Source organism: Terrimonas rubra (assembly GCF_042686025.1).
GTDB classification, from domain to species: domain Bacteria; phylum Bacteroidota; class Bacteroidia; order Chitinophagales; family Chitinophagaceae; genus Terrimonas; species Terrimonas rubra.
The window spans coordinates 791,424-807,739 of the sequence record NZ_JBHUOZ010000003.1 but is presented as its reverse complement, the minus strand read 5'-3'; the positions used below and the strand labels follow the sequence as shown (position 1 = coordinate 807,739).

The following is a 16,316-nucleotide window of genomic DNA, read 5'->3' as shown; positions in this document are numbered from 1 at the left end:
AAGTTATTTTTGAAAAAATTTTACGCTATCTCCGCTTAACTTTAGCAAATATGTTAGAATTAATAGCTGTAAACAAGTCATTTAACGGTACTGCCGTGCTCAATATCCCCCACTGGAGCCTTTCTCACGGCATGTATTGGCTGCAGGGCTCCAATGGCAGCGGCAAATCAACACTATTAAAAATACTGTCGGGTTTATTACCTTTTTCCGGAGATATCCGCATCAACAATGCTATTTCCATACAAAAACAACCTGTTGCATTCCGCAAACAGATCAATTATGCGCCTGCCGAACCACAGTTCCCGCCCTTTATCACCGGGCAGGAACTGGTTAATTTTACCCGTTCTGTAAAGGAAGGCGATGCATTACAGATCTCCTTGATACGGGATATTTTACAAATAGGCGATTTTATTCATAATCCCACGGGCAGTTATTCCAGCGGTATGCTAAAGAAGCTTTCTTTATTGCTGGCCTTTATCGGCAAACCGCAATGGATATTACTGGATGAACCTTTTACCACGCTGGACCACGCATCACAAAAGGCTTTGGAGCAGCTGATCGTAAACACCTGTCAGCAAAAAAACATTTCATTTATCCTTACTTCCCATCACGATATTGAAGCAAACAATATTGCTTTTACGGAAGTATACAGGATCATCGACCATGAACTGACCATTGTTAACAACACCCATGCTGACTGATATTATTCAAATACTACGGCGTTCCGTTACCGGTCCTTTTTACAGGGAATATGCTGGCTTCTTCCTGTTCCTGTTTTTTCTTTTCTTTGGTACGCAACCCTCTTTTGTCGATGCATTGTTATTCCACACAGCGTTAATGAAAAGCATTCTCACATCGGGTATGTTCTTTATTATCGCTATGCTCGTGTGGCTCGTATATGCATTAAAAGTATTTCAGTTTTTCTATAGTACTATTACCAAAACATCTTACCTGTTTTTACAAGCCCTGAACACCCTGCCCTACGGGCAACGGCTGGCTGTTATGTTATACCAGCAGGCCATCCTGTTATTACCGGCTACCGTTTATTTTTTATTTGTAGCAGGCATGGGTATATACCACGGTCATTTATTAGCAACAGCAGGCATTTTTGTAACAGGGCTTTTACTGTGGATGTTTTCGGCCATGGCCTGTGTACAGGTTTTATATAAAACCGGCAGCCATCACAATAACAGCTTCACCCAAAAGTTCATTCGTTTATTGCCTGATAACCTGACGGGGTTTTTATTAAAATTTTGTACGCAACATATTTTCACTGCCTTGCTTACCATCAAACTGATCTCTTTTTTTTGTTTATACGGTTTATCCCGCCTGGAAGCCGATGTATATGAACAGCGAATACTATGGCTTATCTATATCTCTGCATTGATCGGGCATGGCGTTATTGTGTATAAACTACATGAGTTTATTGAAAGCGGTTTAAGCTTTTTACGCAACATGCCCTTCCCTGTTCATAAACTATTGCTATCTCTCCTGGCCGTATATACTGTTTTATTATTACCGGAAATATGGGCGTTAAAAAGTGTAGCCATCCACCAGGGCCAGGTAATGGATTATACCTGGCTGGTTATTTTCGGCCCCTGTTTCCTGCTACTGATACATGGATTATTATATACGGAACAGCAAAAGCTGGAAAACTATTTTGGCCTGCTCTTCGGCATCTGGATCGTATTTGTATTTTTTAGCTTATCCTCACAAAGGTTATTAATGACCGGCTTTGCCCAGCTTTTAGCACTTGTATGTTTTTATACCGGCTATTATCGTTACCAGCCTTTCTTTGCTAAAAAACAGGAAACGCCCTAACCAGGCAGATTAACAAAACATACATACTAATCCTGCATGGCAATGATAAAAACTATCCCGTTTATAGTACCTTTAAGCCCATGAAAAAATCAGTACTGACCCTTTGTATAGTTCTACTGGCCCTCGCCGGTCAGGCTAAAGTAGATACGCTTACCATTCACAGCAAAGCCATGCATAAAGATATCAACTGCGTGGTTATTACACCCGATAATGGTAAAGCCAATGAACGCTGGCCGGTGGTCTACCTGCTGCATGGTTATAGCGGTAATTATGCCAACTGGATAAAAAGAGTACCTGCATTGCAACAACATGCTAACGAATACCAGTTAATGATCGTTTGTCCCGATGGCGGCTTTAGCAGCTGGTATTTTGACAGCCCTGTTGATAAAAACATCCGTTACGAAACCCATATCATTAAAGAGGTGATCCCTGTAATTGACAGTACCTATAAAACAAAAAAAGAAAAACAATACCGGGCCATTACCGGCTTGAGTATGGGTGGCCATGGCGGACTGTTTTTAGGCCTGCGCAACAGCAACCTCTTTGGCGCCTGTGGCAGCATGAGTGGCGGGGTCGATCTTAAATCCACCGGTTATAAATTTGATATTGAAAAAAGGATCGGTGACAGTACCAATAATACCAACAATAAATACTGGAAAGATTATTCGGTTATTGACATGATCGATAAATATACAAACACCGGCTCGGCCATGATCATCGATTGCGGCACAGAAGATTTTTTCTACAAGATCAACAGCAACCTGCACAAAAAAATGCTGGAGTTAAAAATACCGCACGAATACATTGAAAGGCCGGGAAAACATGACTGGGATTACTGGCGCAATGCAGTACAATACCAGTTATTATTTTTCAGTAATTATTTTAAAGCAAATACAAAATAAAAAAAGGGATGAAGCTAACCACTTCATCCCTTTTTCATACTGTTTTATATCCTTACATACCGGTAGATCCGTCCCTCACTTTCACTTTTTTCTTACCGGCATTCTTTTTTTCAAAATCCATGATCGCCTGGGGTTTGGCTACATTCTTTTTACCAAGGCTGTCTACTGTGGGTGTGTATTTGGTAAGACCAATGGGTTTTATCTCATCCTCGCCTGTAACGGAGCCATCCGCATTCACCAGCTTATTTAAGGCATAGGTCTCTGTTTCTACCACTACACCTTCAACGGGGTCATAATACACCCATTTACCGTGTTTCACTGCCAGGCCTTCGTTTTTTACGACAATACGGTTGATCTCTTTACCAGGATCATTTACATCATACAGGGCCACCGTATCAAACTTTTTACCCGGGTCCATAGCCCGCCAGCTTTCCTCACGAACCAGGCCTCCGTTATAGGTATAGTATTTTGATTTGCCGTGCAGCTTACCCCATTTATAATTCTCCTCGGCTATCTTCACGCCATTCTCCAGCGAAAAACGCTTCCAGGTTCCTTGTTTGACATCATCCTGAAAATACCCTTCTTCTTCGTAGCCCCTTTCGCCGCGCAGGTTCTCTACTTTTATGATCCAGGGACCTTGTTTCAACCCTTTGGCATCCACCCGGTTCAGGGTATCACCATGCACACTCAGCGTATAACTCTTCAACTGCGAAAATCCCGGCAGTGTTACAAACCCCAGCAGGAGTACCAGCAAAAGTTTTTTCATATTAATTATTTTGTAACCAGTTTTACAAACGGTAAATACCCGGTTTTGTTTTACCAACACCACAATATTTATACCCATTTACGTTAAAATACCGGTAACAAAACTACACAGAAATCTGGTTTAAACTGTCTTACAGTCACTTATGGTCTATCCGTCAAAACTCCGTTAATCCGGCAACTGAAAGCCCAAAGCATACCCGTAAGAAGATATTTTTTTATCACTCACCTTCATCATCTTCCCGTTATGCCAGTACCTTACTATATTTTCAGAAGCCGCTGTCGTTTCCGTAAAAACAACAAATACATGCTGGCCCCACACAGCAATGCCCGCAGCATAACCGTTGGAAGAGCTTGCATCTGAAAGTGTTACCGCTTTCCCATTCTTCCAGAATTTCGCAAAACTCCGGCCCGACTGTGATTCAGAACCGGAGACATATACATCTCCGTTGTGCACGGCAATATCCATCAACTGCGAACTGTTAGTGCCGTCAGTCACGGTCACTATCGTTCCGTTTTTCCAGTATACAGCAGTTTTTATTCCCGATCCGTTAAAAGTACTACCGGCAATATATACATCAGTCTTGTCAACAAATATTTTAGTAACAAAGGTATTACTGGCATCGTGGATCAGTGTAGGCTCCCCGTTCTTCCAATATACTATTTTACCCTCTTTCTTTCCGGCCACATACACATCGGCTCCCTGTACCACAATATCTACTGCTTCTCCATAAAAGGCATCGGCAGTAAGCAATACGGGGGTTCCGTTTTTCCAGTATTTGGCAACAAAATTTCCTGCAGCATTTTTTTCATAACCTGCAACATACACATCGCCGTTATTAACAAAAATAGCATTGGCGGCTGCGGCATACGTACCATCGGTCAGGCGGGTCTGTATCCCGTTTTTCCAATATGAAATACCCTCCATCTCCGCACCTCCGCAAACATATACATCCTTTCCTTCAATAAATACATCACTGAAATAGGAATAAGGAGACCCCTCTTTTACCAGGCCGGTGCTATCTTTCCACAACCCACCTCTTTCATCACCATCAGCATGCCTGAAACTACCGGCAATAAAGAGAGCAGGTAGCTTTTCGGGTACCGTTATTTTATCTTTTTTTGAACAGGAGGCTGCGGTAGCCAGGATCATTATACCCAAACCAATGAATACATTACGTTTCATGATGACAGATTAAATTTTACAAAGTGAACAAATAGGTTGTATTTATCACATTGTAAAAATCGTCAGAAACCAAGGCAGGAACTATCCCCGAAAAGAGGGATTTTTAACTTAGGTATTAAGATGTAGGATTGAAGACATATGGTTGAGCGTGAAGGTCATGGACTGAAGTAGAAAGAAGCAAAATTGAAGATCTAAGGCCCAGGGGCAAAAACGTAAGGTTAAACATACACAGTAATAAATTTAAGCAAACAAACCTTTTACCGTACCCCTTTCACCTTATTCCTTTCACCTTATTCCTTATATCTTACACTTCACTCCTTACACCCTACCCAGCAAATACTCCACTGCCAATTGATAACCACGTAAACCCAGGCCGGTTATGGTACCCACGGCTTTGGCGCTTACATAATTCACCTGCCGGAAACTTTCGCGGGCATGTACATTGGATATATGTACTTCCACCACGGGTGGCTGAATGGCAGCAATGGCATCACCAATGGCTACCGATGTATGGGTATAGGCGGCGGGGTTTAAAATAATACCGTCAGCTGCTGTTCCGGCCTGTTGTAATGCCGTTACCAGTTCACCCTCAATATTACTCTGGAAATAAGTAAAACTAACCTGCGGGTATTGCTGCTGCAGTTGCTGAAAATATTGTTCAAAGGTGGCACTCCCATACACCTCAGGCTCACGGGTTCCTAACAAATTCAGGTTGGGTCCATTAATGATCGCTATTTTCATACTCGCTGTTTGTTACCGCTAAAATACAGGTTATTAGCATTCATCGGTTTACTTTTTAAATACCATCTGCAGGGTATTAGAATAATTAACCCGGCCTTTTACTTTTAATCAAATTTTACAACATGACCTATATGGAAGCCCTGTATGGCGGGCAATACTGGGAGATCAGTGAAAAACAAAAAGATGGCAACCTGGGCCGGAAGAACGGTAATATTTTTTTAACCATCTGGGCAATGATGTGCCTGGTGTTTCTGTATATGTTATTAATAAGAGTGTACCCTCCTTCCGCCAGGTTCTTCTCCCCACCTCGCGGACTTTCCGGCCGCAGTGCCGGCAAACTCATAACCCTGGTATTATTTGGCACTACCTACCCGCTTATCCTGTACACCGTAGGCACGGTGCGCAATTTTAATACCTATGTACACAACTTTTTACAATACCCCGATGCGGTAAAGAAAAAAGCCAATAAGAAAATACTCCTGCCATTTTTTATCCTGCTGGCGGGCATCCTCTTACTGGCTTTTATATAATCAGTGTGCTAAGAACTTATTTCATCATATCAATAAACTGGTCAAATAGGTAACGCGAATCGTGCGGACCTGGTGTAGCTTCCGGGTGATACTGCACGGAAAACGCAGGCTTGCCTTTAATGCGTATACCTTCAATGGACTGATCGTTCAGGTTTACATGGGTAATTTCAATATGATCGGCATTCTTAACCGCTTCCGGGTCAACACCAAAACCATGATTCTGGGTAGTGATCTCCGAACGGCCGGTCACAATATTTTTTACCGGGTGGTTTAATCCGCGGTGACCATGGTGCATTTTAAAAGTAGGGATGCCGTTGGCCAATGCCAGTAACTGGTGGCCCAGGCAAATACCAAAAACAGGTTTCTCTTCTTTTAAAATCTCCTTTACAGTTTCAATGGCATAATCCATCGGGGCCGGGTCGCCGGGACCATTGGATATAAAATAACCGTTGGGGTTAAACGCTTTTACTTCGGCAAAAGGCGTTTTGGCAGGAAACACTTTTACAAATGCGCCCCTGTCGGTCATACATTTTAAAATATTTTGTTTCACCCCATAATCCAGTACCGCTACTTTAATAGCAGCGTTAGGGTCACCCAGGGCATAGGCTTCTTTGGTCGATACATGTGAGGCCAGCTCCAGGCCATTCATATCAGGCACTTCGTCCAGCTTTCTTTTCAGCTCTATCAGGTCGGTGGTTTCCGATGAAATAATGCAGTTCATAGCGCCCTTGGTACGCACATGCGCCACCAGTGCACGGGTATCCACATCTTCAATAGCTACCACATTATTCGCTTCCAGGTATTCCTGTAAAGAACCATGTGCTAAAAAGCGGGAGTACTGCTGCTCCAGGTTACGGCCAATCAGGCCTTTAATCTTTACCGATCCGGATTCAACATCCTCATTTTTAAACCCGTAGTTACCAATATGTGCCGCATTCATAATCAATATCTGGCCATAATAACTGGGGTCGGTAAATACTTCCTGGTAGCCGGTCATACCGGTATTAAAACAAATTTCGCCGGTCGCGGTACCTATAACACCAAAGGCGGTGCCATAAGCTACTGTGCCGTCCGATAAAAGTAAAACTGCTGGATTTTTTGTTGCGGGCATGTGTACTATTTATACTGAAAAAACAAATTGCGCAAAGGTAGGGGTAAACAATATTTTTTCGGGTATAAATAATACACAATTTATCAGATAATCTCAGGGGCTGTCGGCTGCAGTAACATTTCCCGGCTTTATACCCGGCTTTCCGCTGTATAGCGGCACACCGTGCCGCCATACCGCTGCAATCCGGCAGCCCTTGTTTTGCAGTAATCCTGTCGGCTATATCCTTTACCAATAAGATAACCAATTCCCGGCAATACATTGTTTCATAAAAAACGGCCCGTGTTACCACGGGCCGTTAACATTTTACCTAACAACTGTTATTACAAATTTCCTTCCAGGCGTTTAATATCTTCCTCCTGTTTGTCCCACCATTTTTTCTCGATCAGGTAGCTGGCAAACAGGCCCATGCCGCCGCAAATAGGGATCAGGGCAAAATACAAAATAACACGCTCACCGTAATCGCGGTAATGCGATGCACCGTCAACCCCAATATAGTGGTTTATCCGGCCAAATACCTGGTAATCCAGCAGGTAGGCTAAAAACAGGCCCATACCCACACCTATTAATAATAAGGCCCATTTCAGGCTCCGGAAAGGTGCCGGCCGGTTAATAAACTGGCGCGGACTTACGCCTTTATCTATCATGGCCATATTCTGCTTGGTGCGTAAATAAAAAATCCCAAAAATGGTAGCAAACCCTGCTACAAAAAGAATAATTGCTACCAGTGCTTCTCCGCCGTGCATAATCTTATTTTTTTAGTTGTAAAAAGAATGGTTATGCCCTATATGACAACCACTTCAAACAACAGGTTACAGGTTTTTGAAAAAAAATGCTAAAAGCTTAACGCTCAGAGCCTAAAGCCAGGTTTCCTATATTGTATAAACTTCTGCCTTTCGCATTCAGCATTCCGCATTCAGCTTTCCGCTTTTCGCTTTCTGCCTTCAGCCTTCAGCTTTCAGCATTTTGCTTTCTGCCTTCAGCTTTCCGCTTTCATCATAAAAATATAACCTTTGTGTAACCTGTTCAAAAAAATGGTAGTCTTATACCCCGAATGTCAACCGAACTGAGCGATAGTGTCATCATTAAACTGGTGCTTAATGGTAACCAGCAGGCTTATGCTTTGCTGGTAAACCGCTATCAGCAATATGTGTTTACATTGGTTTTACGTATGGTAAAATCGAGGGAAGAGGCGGAGGAAGTGGCACAGGATGTATTTATAAAGGCGTACAGGGCGCTGGCCAGTTTTAACGGTGAGTCCAAATTCAGCACCTGGTTATATACTATTACCCATAATACCAGCCTGAGTTTCCTGCGCAAGAAAAAAGTGGTCATTCACTCGCTGGACAATGAAACCGTAATGCTGGAAGCCGATAGCAAGGACTCAGGCATGGAGGCCAACCTGGTGGAGCAGAAATCAAAAAACCAGATGCTGGACAAAGCCATTGCCCTTTTATCAACGGATGATGCCCACCTGATCAGCTTATTTTATAAAGCCGAACAGTCGCTGGACGAAATAGGACAGATACTGGGTATTGAATCCAACGCGGTGAAAGTTCGTTTATTCCGTGCCCGTACCCGGCTCCGTGAAAAGCTGGAAACCAATTTTAAACAAGAGTTAATGGATATTCGTTAATTTTAAACGTATCAATATGCAGAACGAAGATAACATATCAGAGCGCCTGTGGCAGTATATTGACGGCAATTGCACACCCGAAGAAAAAACAACGGTTGAAAAACTATTACAGGAAAATAGTACCTGGAGAGAAAACTACCAGGCCTTGTTACAGGTACAGCAACTGTTACAACAGTCCGACCTGGAAGCGCCTTCCTTACGTTTCACCAAAAACGTAATGGAACATATTACCAGGCAAAACATAACACCGGCTACTAAAAACTATATTAACTATAATATCGTCAGGGGACTGGCAGCCGTGTTTATCGGCATTGTACTCGTGTTTGTTATTTATGCCTTCTTCCAGGTGAAATTCGATTTTGCCCCTGCCCGGGAAAAATCCCTTATCCCTGAGCACAATTTTGATCTCTCGGTCATCTTTAATAACGAATGGGTAAACGCAGTACTGTTATTAAATATGATCCTGGGCCTGTTCCTGCTGGACCAGTTTTTAACCGCTAAAAAAAGAAAGTACCAGCAAAAACGTCACCACTGACATAAGCAGTAACAAACATCATTTCGGCATGAGGGGTGATGTTTGTTATATTTGTTGCTGTAACAAACAGCATTACTGCATGAAACTGCTTAAGGATATTCCATCACAACAAGAAAGAAAAGGCCTGTTCATCCTGCTGGCGGTTTTTTGTATTGTACAAACTTTACTATTCCTCAAATTCGGCGTGGTTACCCAAAACGAAGCAGCCAAATATGTGTCCGAAGGCACATTGCTGGCCACGGAAGGAAGGCTCTCACACATCAAATACTTTTTTTACATCCCCGTCATATCGCTGGTCTGGTTATGTAAATCCCTGCATATCTCCCTGTTTTTTGCCGTACTGATCCAGGTTATCCTGTCGGGCATTGCCCAATACTGTTTTTATAAACTCTGCCGCAGCCTTACCAATTATAAAGCAGCATTTATTACCTCCCTGTTCCTGGCTTTATTTTTCCCGCTGCAATCCTGGAACTTTCATCTTTATTCCGATTCTATTTTAATCAGCCTGAGCCTGGTCTATCTCTGGTTTTTTTATCAATATGATCGTTACCAGCTTACCCGGCACCTCTTACTGGCACTGGCGGTATTGGTGCTCATCACCTTCTCCCGGCCGCATGGGCTTTTATTTATTCCACCCGCCATATTATACCTGGTGTTCCGTAAACAAAGCAGGAAAAACTTATTCATCAATATGGGCATCTGCGTTTTATTAACCGGGCTGATGTTCCTGGCGGCCCTGGTCATATTTTCCGGCGGCGGCGATATGGATGCTATGAAACCCTTTATCGAGGAACATATTATTTGTTTCGTACCCACTGCTACCGGCGATAACAATTTAACGCTTATCAACAGCGGCAGCCAGATGTACGATCTCTGGTATTATATTATTCATAATCCTTTACACTTTTTAAAACTCACCGGCTTAAAAATATTATCCTTCTTTAATCTTACCCGGCCCTGGTATACACCTGTGAACAATTACCTGCTCATAGCATTGATGGTGCCTTTATACACCAGCTTCCTCTTCGGCTTAAAAAAATTTATACAGGCCAACCGGCGTTTTGCTTTACTCGTAATAGGACTGTTGCTGCTTTACCCCTTTGGCATGACCCTGCAGTGCGACGACTGGCATAGCCGTTTTACCATGGCCATTATTGGAGCCCTGTTATGTATTTCCTGTTATAGGGTGAATTGGGTAGTAGAAAAAATAAAAAGATAGTAATATAAAAACGCCCCATCCGGGGCGTTCATTTTTACATATTAGTCAGCATCAGCTATTTTATTACATACCGGATACCAATAAACCCTTTTATACCCTGCATAGGCGCATATACATAACTGGGATCAAAATCCAGCCCATAGGTATTTTGCGGGTTCATCGGTTTGCCGGGGTTAATCACTACCCCATCCTGTTCATATTGATAACGGTTACCAAAAGGATCATTGGACCTGGAAATAACAAAGGAACCTTTTTTTGCCGGCGTCCAGTTCAATAAATTCTTTACCCCGCCAAACAGCTCAATATTATGGGGTAATGTTTTGGTCAGCTGAATATTTTGTATGCTCCATACCGGTGAATATTCCGGGCGGGGATCCTTATCACCCAACAGGGGCAGGCGCATCGGTCCATATATATTGCCGGTATAATCTATTACCACTCCAATGCCGGGGAAGGTATAACTGATCAGCCAGGTACCGCTCCACTTTTCCGTTAAAATCTGTGGAGTACGTATGTTTTTCCCGTTCTCATCTTTTTCTGTTTTATCTACCTGCTGTACGGTTCCCCCCATCATGGCTTTTAACCGGTGGTTAATATTTACATCTATATTCAGCGAAATACCTTTTGATACCGCATGCCCGTCCAGGTTATCATAAATAATTTTTTGCGGGTCGGTATCGTAATCGGCAATGATCTGGTTGGTGAAATAAGAATACCAGGTGGACAGGTCCATGCCGATGATCGTTTTCTTAAATTTAAACTGGTTGGTATAATTCAGGTTCACATTATAACTTTTCTCCGGCTTCAGGCTATTGACGATCTCCACCTTTCTGGCCCCTGTCAATGCCGCATGGTCTTCGGTAAATACACTCACCACCCTGAAACCGGTACCGGCATTCAGCCGCAGGATCTGCTGGTTATTCATCTTCCATTTCCAGGCCAGCCGGGGTGTAATGATATTGCCATGGGCTTTATGATAATCGTACCGTAAACCCGTCAGCAATAAATGGCTGGCATTAACAGTCCATTCATTTTGTACAAACACGCCGGGTATTACATACTGCTCGGGTTTGTTTTTACCGGTCAGTGTATCCAGGGTGGCAGTAGAGTTATCGTCGTAATAATTATAACGGGTAGTAAGGCCTGCTAAAAAATTATGCTGCGTACCAATGGCTTTATCCCATGTAAGCTGGCCAAATACAATATTTTGTTTGGCTATGTACGGTGTATTACCATAAGCGGCATTCTGGTCATGACTGGTAGCGGAAAAAGCAAAGAACATTTTTTCGTTTACGGGCAACTGGTAATTACCGAGCAGTTCCCAGCGGTTGGTATAAATACTTTCGCCGTAAATACTGTCACCACCCCTGAACTTCCGGCTCCAGTTCATTTCACCACCCCAGCGGTCCTCGTAAAAATAACGGGCAGCTAAGGATGCCACACGGTTATGTTTTCTTTTAAACTGGTATTTGTTAAACACCGATATACGGTGTTGTAACGTAACATCGGTAAAATTATCATTGTTCCTGTCCTGCTTATGACCATAGTTAAAATAGTTTACGCCTATGATCGCATCTGCCTTTTTACCAACCCTGTATTTCATACCGGCATCCATATTATGTTCCAGCCAGCTCGTGGTCATGATATTGGCCGATAACAAAGGAGCTTTATCTACGGTTTTGGTAATAATGTTCACCAGACCACCAATAGCTTCCGCACCATATAAACCGGACGCAGGCCCTTTGACTATTTCTACTCGTTCAATCAACTGCGAAGGAATACCAAACAAACCATATACCGAAGCCAGGCTTCCCACAATGGGCATACCATCAATAGTTACCATGGTATACGGACCTTCCAGCCCGTTAATATGAATATCGCCGGTATTGCATACACTGCAGTTCAACTGTGGCCGTACACCATTAATATTTTGCAACGATTCAAATAAACTGGGGGCGGGATTTTTTTTAAAGAACTGCGGGGAGTACACTTCAACCGCTATGGGACTGGCTGCTTTTGTTACCGGCCGCATGGTACCGGTTATCACCACATCCTCCAGTTCCTGGTTTATTTTATTCAGTACGATCACGGCGTTATCATTGGTCCATGTATAGGTTAAAGTGTTATACCCTATTGCCGTAATAAATAAAGTATCGCCGGCTGTTGATGCCAGGGTAAATTTCCCGGTTTTATCGCTGATGGTTTGTATAAGTTTATTACCGGCTTGAATGTTGGCACCCGCTACCGGCTCCTGCGTATCCGCATCTTTGATATACCCTGTCCGGGTTTGCGCTGCTGCTGTAACGGTTAGTATGGTTGTACTGATAAAAGTAAATATTTGTTTCACGTTATATTTTTAGGCTTGTCTAAATTTATATTTAGTCAAATATAGATATATTTTTAAAATATTTACCAATTTTAATTACGGGTTTCCTGTAAATACATAAAAAAAGGGATAACCATGGTTATCCCTTTTACTGTCAGCACTTTATAGTGTAAGCACCTGCCTGTTAAATATCATCCAGGTTTTTCCGTTGATGGGTATGCAGGCTTTTAAACTGGGTGGCGGTCATGCCGGTGATCTGTTTAAACTGGGCCGATATATGGGCCGTGCTGCTATATCCCAGGCGGTAGGCTATTTCCTTCAATGACAATTCATTGTAGGCCAGCCATTCCTTGGCTTTTTCAATCCGCTGTAAAATAAAATACTGTTCAATGGTCGTATTTTCATAATCGGAGAAAAGTGTGCTGAGGTAGTGATAGTCTTTATGTAAAGCAGTGGCAAGATAAGTGGACAGGTTATCTTCCATTTCATCCAGTTTACCCTCCTGCACCAATGTCACAATAGCATTTTTAATCGCCTCCACTTCCTGCACCGGCCTCGATTCCAGTAACTCAAACCCTTCGGCTACCAGTTTTTCGCGTAACTGGTTCAGGCCGGTTTCGCTTACTTCATCCCGTGTAACGGCCTGTCCCAGGTTAATGGAAACAAGCGGTATCTGCAGCTGGTGAAAAATATTTTCCACCGACTTCACACACCGGTTACAGACCATATTCCGGATACGCAGATCCATATTATTTACGTTTCTTTTTTAAAAGGTTTAAAAATGTACGCTCATAACTCAGTACCCAAGTTTCTTCGGACATACGCAGCATATTACCCCCTACCTGGAAACGGTAACCCAGGTTCAGTTTGGAATTGCTGTTAAAAATAAGCTGTACGGCCGGCGCTATATCCACATACCAACGTTGCCTGTCCAGCGTTTGCTGGGCCAGTATTTCGGTATACAGGTTAAGATTGGTCTGCTTATAACTGGTATAGTTAAAAGGTAATAACAAATAACCTGCCGATAAAGAATAGTTCATAGATTGGTACTGACGCGACGGTATATACTGCACTTTATCATTCCTTGATTTATCTAATACCTGTGTATGACTCACTGTACCGGATAAAGCAAATTTATGCCATAACTGGGTGGCGATAATACCCAGCTGGGCACCGCTTTTATCGCCGAGTAAATTGATCTCTTCGTTATGAAAAGGACTGTTGCTGTAAGCCACTTCGCCAAAAGCCCCCATACGGAAATGCGAATGCAGCTCATCTTTGGAAAGAAAACGGTATTTGGCATAAGCATATACCGACTCCCATTTAAAACGGGTAGTATGCACATCCGCAAAAGTGGCACCCCCTCTTACCATCCATTTTTTATTAAGGCCTACCATTACTTCCGGCGCATAACGTTGCATGGCCCTGCTGTTCCAGGCCTGTGCAGGCATTACCATGGCCGAAGCCTTGGCAGTAACTGATTTTGCAGGTACATTGGAAGCGGGGTCGGAAAAGACATAGAGTTCCTGTGCCTGTACTACTCCAACAAGAAACAGGCCTATTATTATCATTAAATACTTCATTCGATTTTTTTTAAGGTGTGGCCAATAGTTCTTTAATTTTCTGCTCCAGCTCTTCCCTTTCCAGGTTCATGGCTACCAGTTGTCCTTTTTTATTGAACAGGTACGAGGTGGGCAGGGCCTGCACATTCCATTGTACAGCCGTTACGGCTTCCCAACCCCGGTTATCAATTACCTGTGGCCAGGTGATCTTATCTTTTTTAACCGCTTTTTCCCAGTCGCTTTTTTCTTCGTCCAGGGAAACACCTAATATTTCAAAACCCTGTTTGTTATAGGCGGCGTATAACTTACGCAGATCCTTATTGGAGTTCCTGCAGGGTATACACCAGCTGGCCCAGAAATCAAGCAATACCACTTTACCTTTAAAAGAGGTAAGACTGATAGAGTCGCCTTTTACGGTAGGCAGGCGCAGGGGTAAGCGGGGATCGTTATAGTTAACATCGGGAAGGGTTTGCTGGGCCTGAACAGATAAAGTAAAGACACAAGCCACCCACAAAAAAAGCTGACGCAGTTTTTGACGCATTGTTTATACATTTTAATAGTTGTCCCGCGGGGCGGGACAACTACAATCATTAAATTAAATAGTTACGTGGTAAATACGGCTGCCCTCTTTTACCTTATCATCTACACAGCAACTGGCAGCTTTGCCGGTTTGTACACAACTCATTTTTGTAGCTGCAGCATATTTTTTAAACTGCTTATCGGTAACAAACCCTTTATCAACAACAGTAAAACTTTTTTCACCGTTCAGGGTTTGATTTTTTGTTTCTAAAAAATGAAGCGTGGTACCTGCGTAACTTATATGGGCATCATTGCTTACTGCCACGTTATCAAAATCAGCGGTAACATTTAATTTGCCTACAGAAAAGCCGGCATCTTCCACCGCCTGTTTCAGGCCGTCAATGCTAACATCCGATCCTTCTTTAAAGCTGATGCGGTATTGCGATTGTTTGATATCCACCACTACCTTATCTACGTATGGCAGTTCTTTTAATGCCGAGTTAATGGCATTACTGCACATGGCACAGGTAAGGCCTGTTGCCGTTAATTCGGCTTTTTTTATTTGTGCCTGGGCAGCTACTGCAAACAGAAAGCTACAGGCTATGAATATGATTTTTTTCATTACTTAAAATTTAAGGTAAAACTTTCAACACACCGGTGCTGTTGCAGGCACTGGCAGACATACACCATTTTTTACAGGTTAAACAGTACTGTTGATCACTAAGGCCAGGACTTATACCCGCTACATTGCTTTACGCAAATGCTGCGTATAGTTATTAAAGCACAAGAGTGCGACGCAACAGCCGATGCCAGTAGCAATGCAGTTTGTAACACAATAAAATTACTGCATTCACTGAACCCTGTGAAAAATGGTGGTAAACGAAACGGAGGATTATTTATGACCGCCGTCGCTGCAGCAGGATTCTTTTTTACCCTCTTCTTTGCCTTCTTTGTTGCAGCAATCTTTCTCTGTTTTTTTCACACCGTCAGCTTTTTCCGTTTTAGGTGCTTTTGTTTTTTTACCACCCAGGTCAACACGCTCGTATTTGCAGCAGCCGTGTAACTTGTTATAAGTTTCATCAGTAGCTTTTACGTCGCGGGTATCATAACCGGTAGCGGCAACTGCCTCCTGTATTTTGGCAGCATTGGTAGAAGTAGAGATATAAGTAACGGTCAGTGTTTTTTTGTCCGCATTCCAGTCAGCGGCAGTAGCTCCCGCATCTTTGGCAGCTGTTTCAATTTTCTTTTTACACATACCGCAGTTACCTGATACAGGGATGGTTTCGGTGGTATTTTTTTGTGCGGTAGCGGTTAAAGCTGTAAAGGAGAATAATAAAGCGGCAAATATGTTTAACGTTTTCATGATGTATTATTTAAAAGATTTGATAGTATAATTAATTGAATAAAATGAATAGAAAGTACACCATAGTGTACAGGTGATAAAAGCAGTCGCTTTTACCGGCATCAGT

General features: G+C 42.8%; 18 protein-coding genes. 7 read left to right on the top strand and 11 right to left on the bottom strand.

Going from position 1 to position 16,316, the window contains the following annotated elements:
* The first annotated feature begins 50 nt into the window (after window positions 1–50).
* The 3 genes from ACFS6H_RS12765 (at window position 51) to ACFS6H_RS12755 (ending at window position 2,723) form a co-directional block, all read left to right on the top strand.
* Window positions 51–701 (top strand): ABC transporter ATP-binding protein, encoded by a 651-nt coding sequence (locus ACFS6H_RS12765; protein WP_386099241.1) that lies wholly within the window; start codon window positions 51–53, stop codon window positions 699–701.
* A complete protein-coding gene (locus ACFS6H_RS12760; protein WP_386099238.1) occupies window positions 691–1,821 on the top strand; it encodes a hypothetical protein in 1,131 nt (376 codons plus the stop codon). The genes ACFS6H_RS12765 and ACFS6H_RS12760 overlap by 11 nt, the downstream gene beginning before the upstream one ends.
* Before the next feature lie 80 nt (window positions 1,822–1,901).
* A complete protein-coding gene (locus ACFS6H_RS12755) occupies window positions 1,902–2,723 on the top strand; it encodes an alpha/beta hydrolase (protein WP_386099235.1) in 822 nt (273 codons plus the stop codon).
* 52 nt (window positions 2,724–2,775) lie between these two features.
* Here ACFS6H_RS12755 and ACFS6H_RS12750 read toward each other — a convergent pair whose 3' ends face one another.
* The 3 genes from ACFS6H_RS12750 to aroQ form a co-directional block, all read right to left on the bottom strand.
* Window positions 2,776–3,489 (bottom strand): toxin-antitoxin system YwqK family antitoxin, encoded by a 714-nt coding sequence (locus ACFS6H_RS12750; protein ID WP_386099232.1) that lies wholly within the window; start codon window positions 3,487–3,489, stop codon window positions 2,776–2,778.
* Window positions 3,490–3,654: 165 nt separating this feature from the next.
* Window positions 3,655–4,671: a hypothetical protein gene (locus tag ACFS6H_RS12745; RefSeq protein ID WP_386099229.1), complete on the bottom strand. Its 1,017-nt coding sequence runs from the start codon at window positions 4,669–4,671 to the stop codon at window positions 3,655–3,657.
* Window positions 4,672–4,989: 318 nt separating this feature from the next.
* Window positions 4,990–5,412, bottom strand: a complete 423-nt coding sequence (aroQ, locus tag ACFS6H_RS12740; RefSeq protein ID WP_386099226.1) for a type II 3-dehydroquinate dehydratase — start codon at window positions 5,410–5,412, stop codon at window positions 4,990–4,992.
* Between the two features lie 122 nt (window positions 5,413–5,534).
* Here aroQ and ACFS6H_RS12735 point away from each other — a divergent pair, with 122 nt between their 5' ends.
* Complete coding sequence (locus ACFS6H_RS12735) at window positions 5,535–5,942, top strand: hypothetical protein (protein WP_386099223.1); 408 nt, start codon at window positions 5,535–5,537, stop codon at window positions 5,940–5,942.
* 16 nt (window positions 5,943–5,958) lie between these two features.
* On the opposite strand, the gene carA is transcribed toward ACFS6H_RS12735, so the two are convergent.
* Both carA and ACFS6H_RS12725 read right to left on the bottom strand, forming a co-directional pair.
* Window positions 5,959–7,053, bottom strand: a complete 1,095-nt coding sequence (carA, locus tag ACFS6H_RS12730; protein WP_386099220.1) for a glutamine-hydrolyzing carbamoyl-phosphate synthase small subunit — start codon at window positions 7,051–7,053, stop codon at window positions 5,959–5,961.
* Between the two features lie 320 nt (window positions 7,054–7,373).
* A complete protein-coding gene (locus ACFS6H_RS12725) occupies window positions 7,374–7,796 on the bottom strand; it encodes a DUF6249 domain-containing protein (RefSeq protein WP_386099217.1) in 423 nt (140 codons plus the stop codon).
* A gap of 308 nt (window positions 7,797–8,104) precedes the next feature.
* On the opposite strand from ACFS6H_RS12725, the gene ACFS6H_RS12720 reads away from it, so the two are divergent.
* The 3 genes from ACFS6H_RS12720 (at window position 8,105) to ACFS6H_RS12710 (ending at window position 10,440) form a co-directional block, all read left to right on the top strand.
* Window positions 8,105–8,686, top strand: a complete 582-nt coding sequence (locus tag ACFS6H_RS12720) for an RNA polymerase sigma factor (protein ID WP_386099214.1) — start codon at window positions 8,105–8,107, stop codon at window positions 8,684–8,686.
* Between the two features lie 16 nt (window positions 8,687–8,702).
* Complete coding sequence (locus ACFS6H_RS12715) at window positions 8,703–9,221, top strand: hypothetical protein (protein ID WP_386099211.1); 519 nt, start codon at window positions 8,703–8,705, stop codon at window positions 9,219–9,221.
* A gap of 79 nt (window positions 9,222–9,300) precedes the next feature.
* On the top strand, window positions 9,301–10,440 hold the full coding sequence (locus tag ACFS6H_RS12710; RefSeq protein ID WP_386099208.1) for a glycosyltransferase family 39 protein: 1,140 nt from the start codon (window positions 9,301–9,303) through the stop codon (window positions 10,438–10,440).
* A gap of 55 nt (window positions 10,441–10,495) precedes the next feature.
* On the opposite strand, the gene ACFS6H_RS12705 is transcribed toward ACFS6H_RS12710, so the two are convergent.
* From ACFS6H_RS12705 to ACFS6H_RS12680, 6 genes are all read right to left on the bottom strand, one after another.
* Entirely contained in the window at window positions 10,496–12,787 is a 2,292-nt protein-coding gene (locus ACFS6H_RS12705) for a TonB-dependent receptor (RefSeq protein ID WP_386099205.1), read from the bottom strand.
* Between the two features lie 163 nt (window positions 12,788–12,950).
* Window positions 12,951–13,514 carry a helix-turn-helix domain-containing protein gene (locus ACFS6H_RS12700; RefSeq protein ID WP_386099202.1) on the bottom strand — a complete coding sequence of 188 codons (564 nt, stop codon included), beginning with the start codon at window positions 13,512–13,514 and terminating at the stop codon, window positions 12,951–12,953.
* A gap of 1 nt (window position 13,515) precedes the next feature.
* Window positions 13,516–14,349, bottom strand: coding sequence for a hypothetical protein (locus tag ACFS6H_RS12695; RefSeq protein WP_386099199.1), 834 nt, complete (start codon window positions 14,347–14,349; stop codon window positions 13,516–13,518).
* Window positions 14,350–14,359: 10 nt separating this feature from the next.
* Window positions 14,360–14,869 (bottom strand): TlpA family protein disulfide reductase, encoded by a 510-nt coding sequence (locus ACFS6H_RS12690; RefSeq protein ID WP_386099196.1) that lies wholly within the window; start codon window positions 14,867–14,869, stop codon window positions 14,360–14,362.
* Window positions 14,870–14,923: 54 nt separating this feature from the next.
* Entirely contained in the window at window positions 14,924–15,469 is a 546-nt protein-coding gene (locus tag ACFS6H_RS12685; RefSeq protein ID WP_386099193.1) for a heavy-metal-associated domain-containing protein, read from the bottom strand.
* A gap of 270 nt (window positions 15,470–15,739) precedes the next feature.
* Window positions 15,740–16,210, bottom strand: a complete 471-nt coding sequence (locus tag ACFS6H_RS12680; protein ID WP_386099190.1) for a heavy-metal-associated domain-containing protein — start codon at window positions 16,208–16,210, stop codon at window positions 15,740–15,742.
* Window positions 16,211–16,316 lie beyond the last annotated feature (106 nt).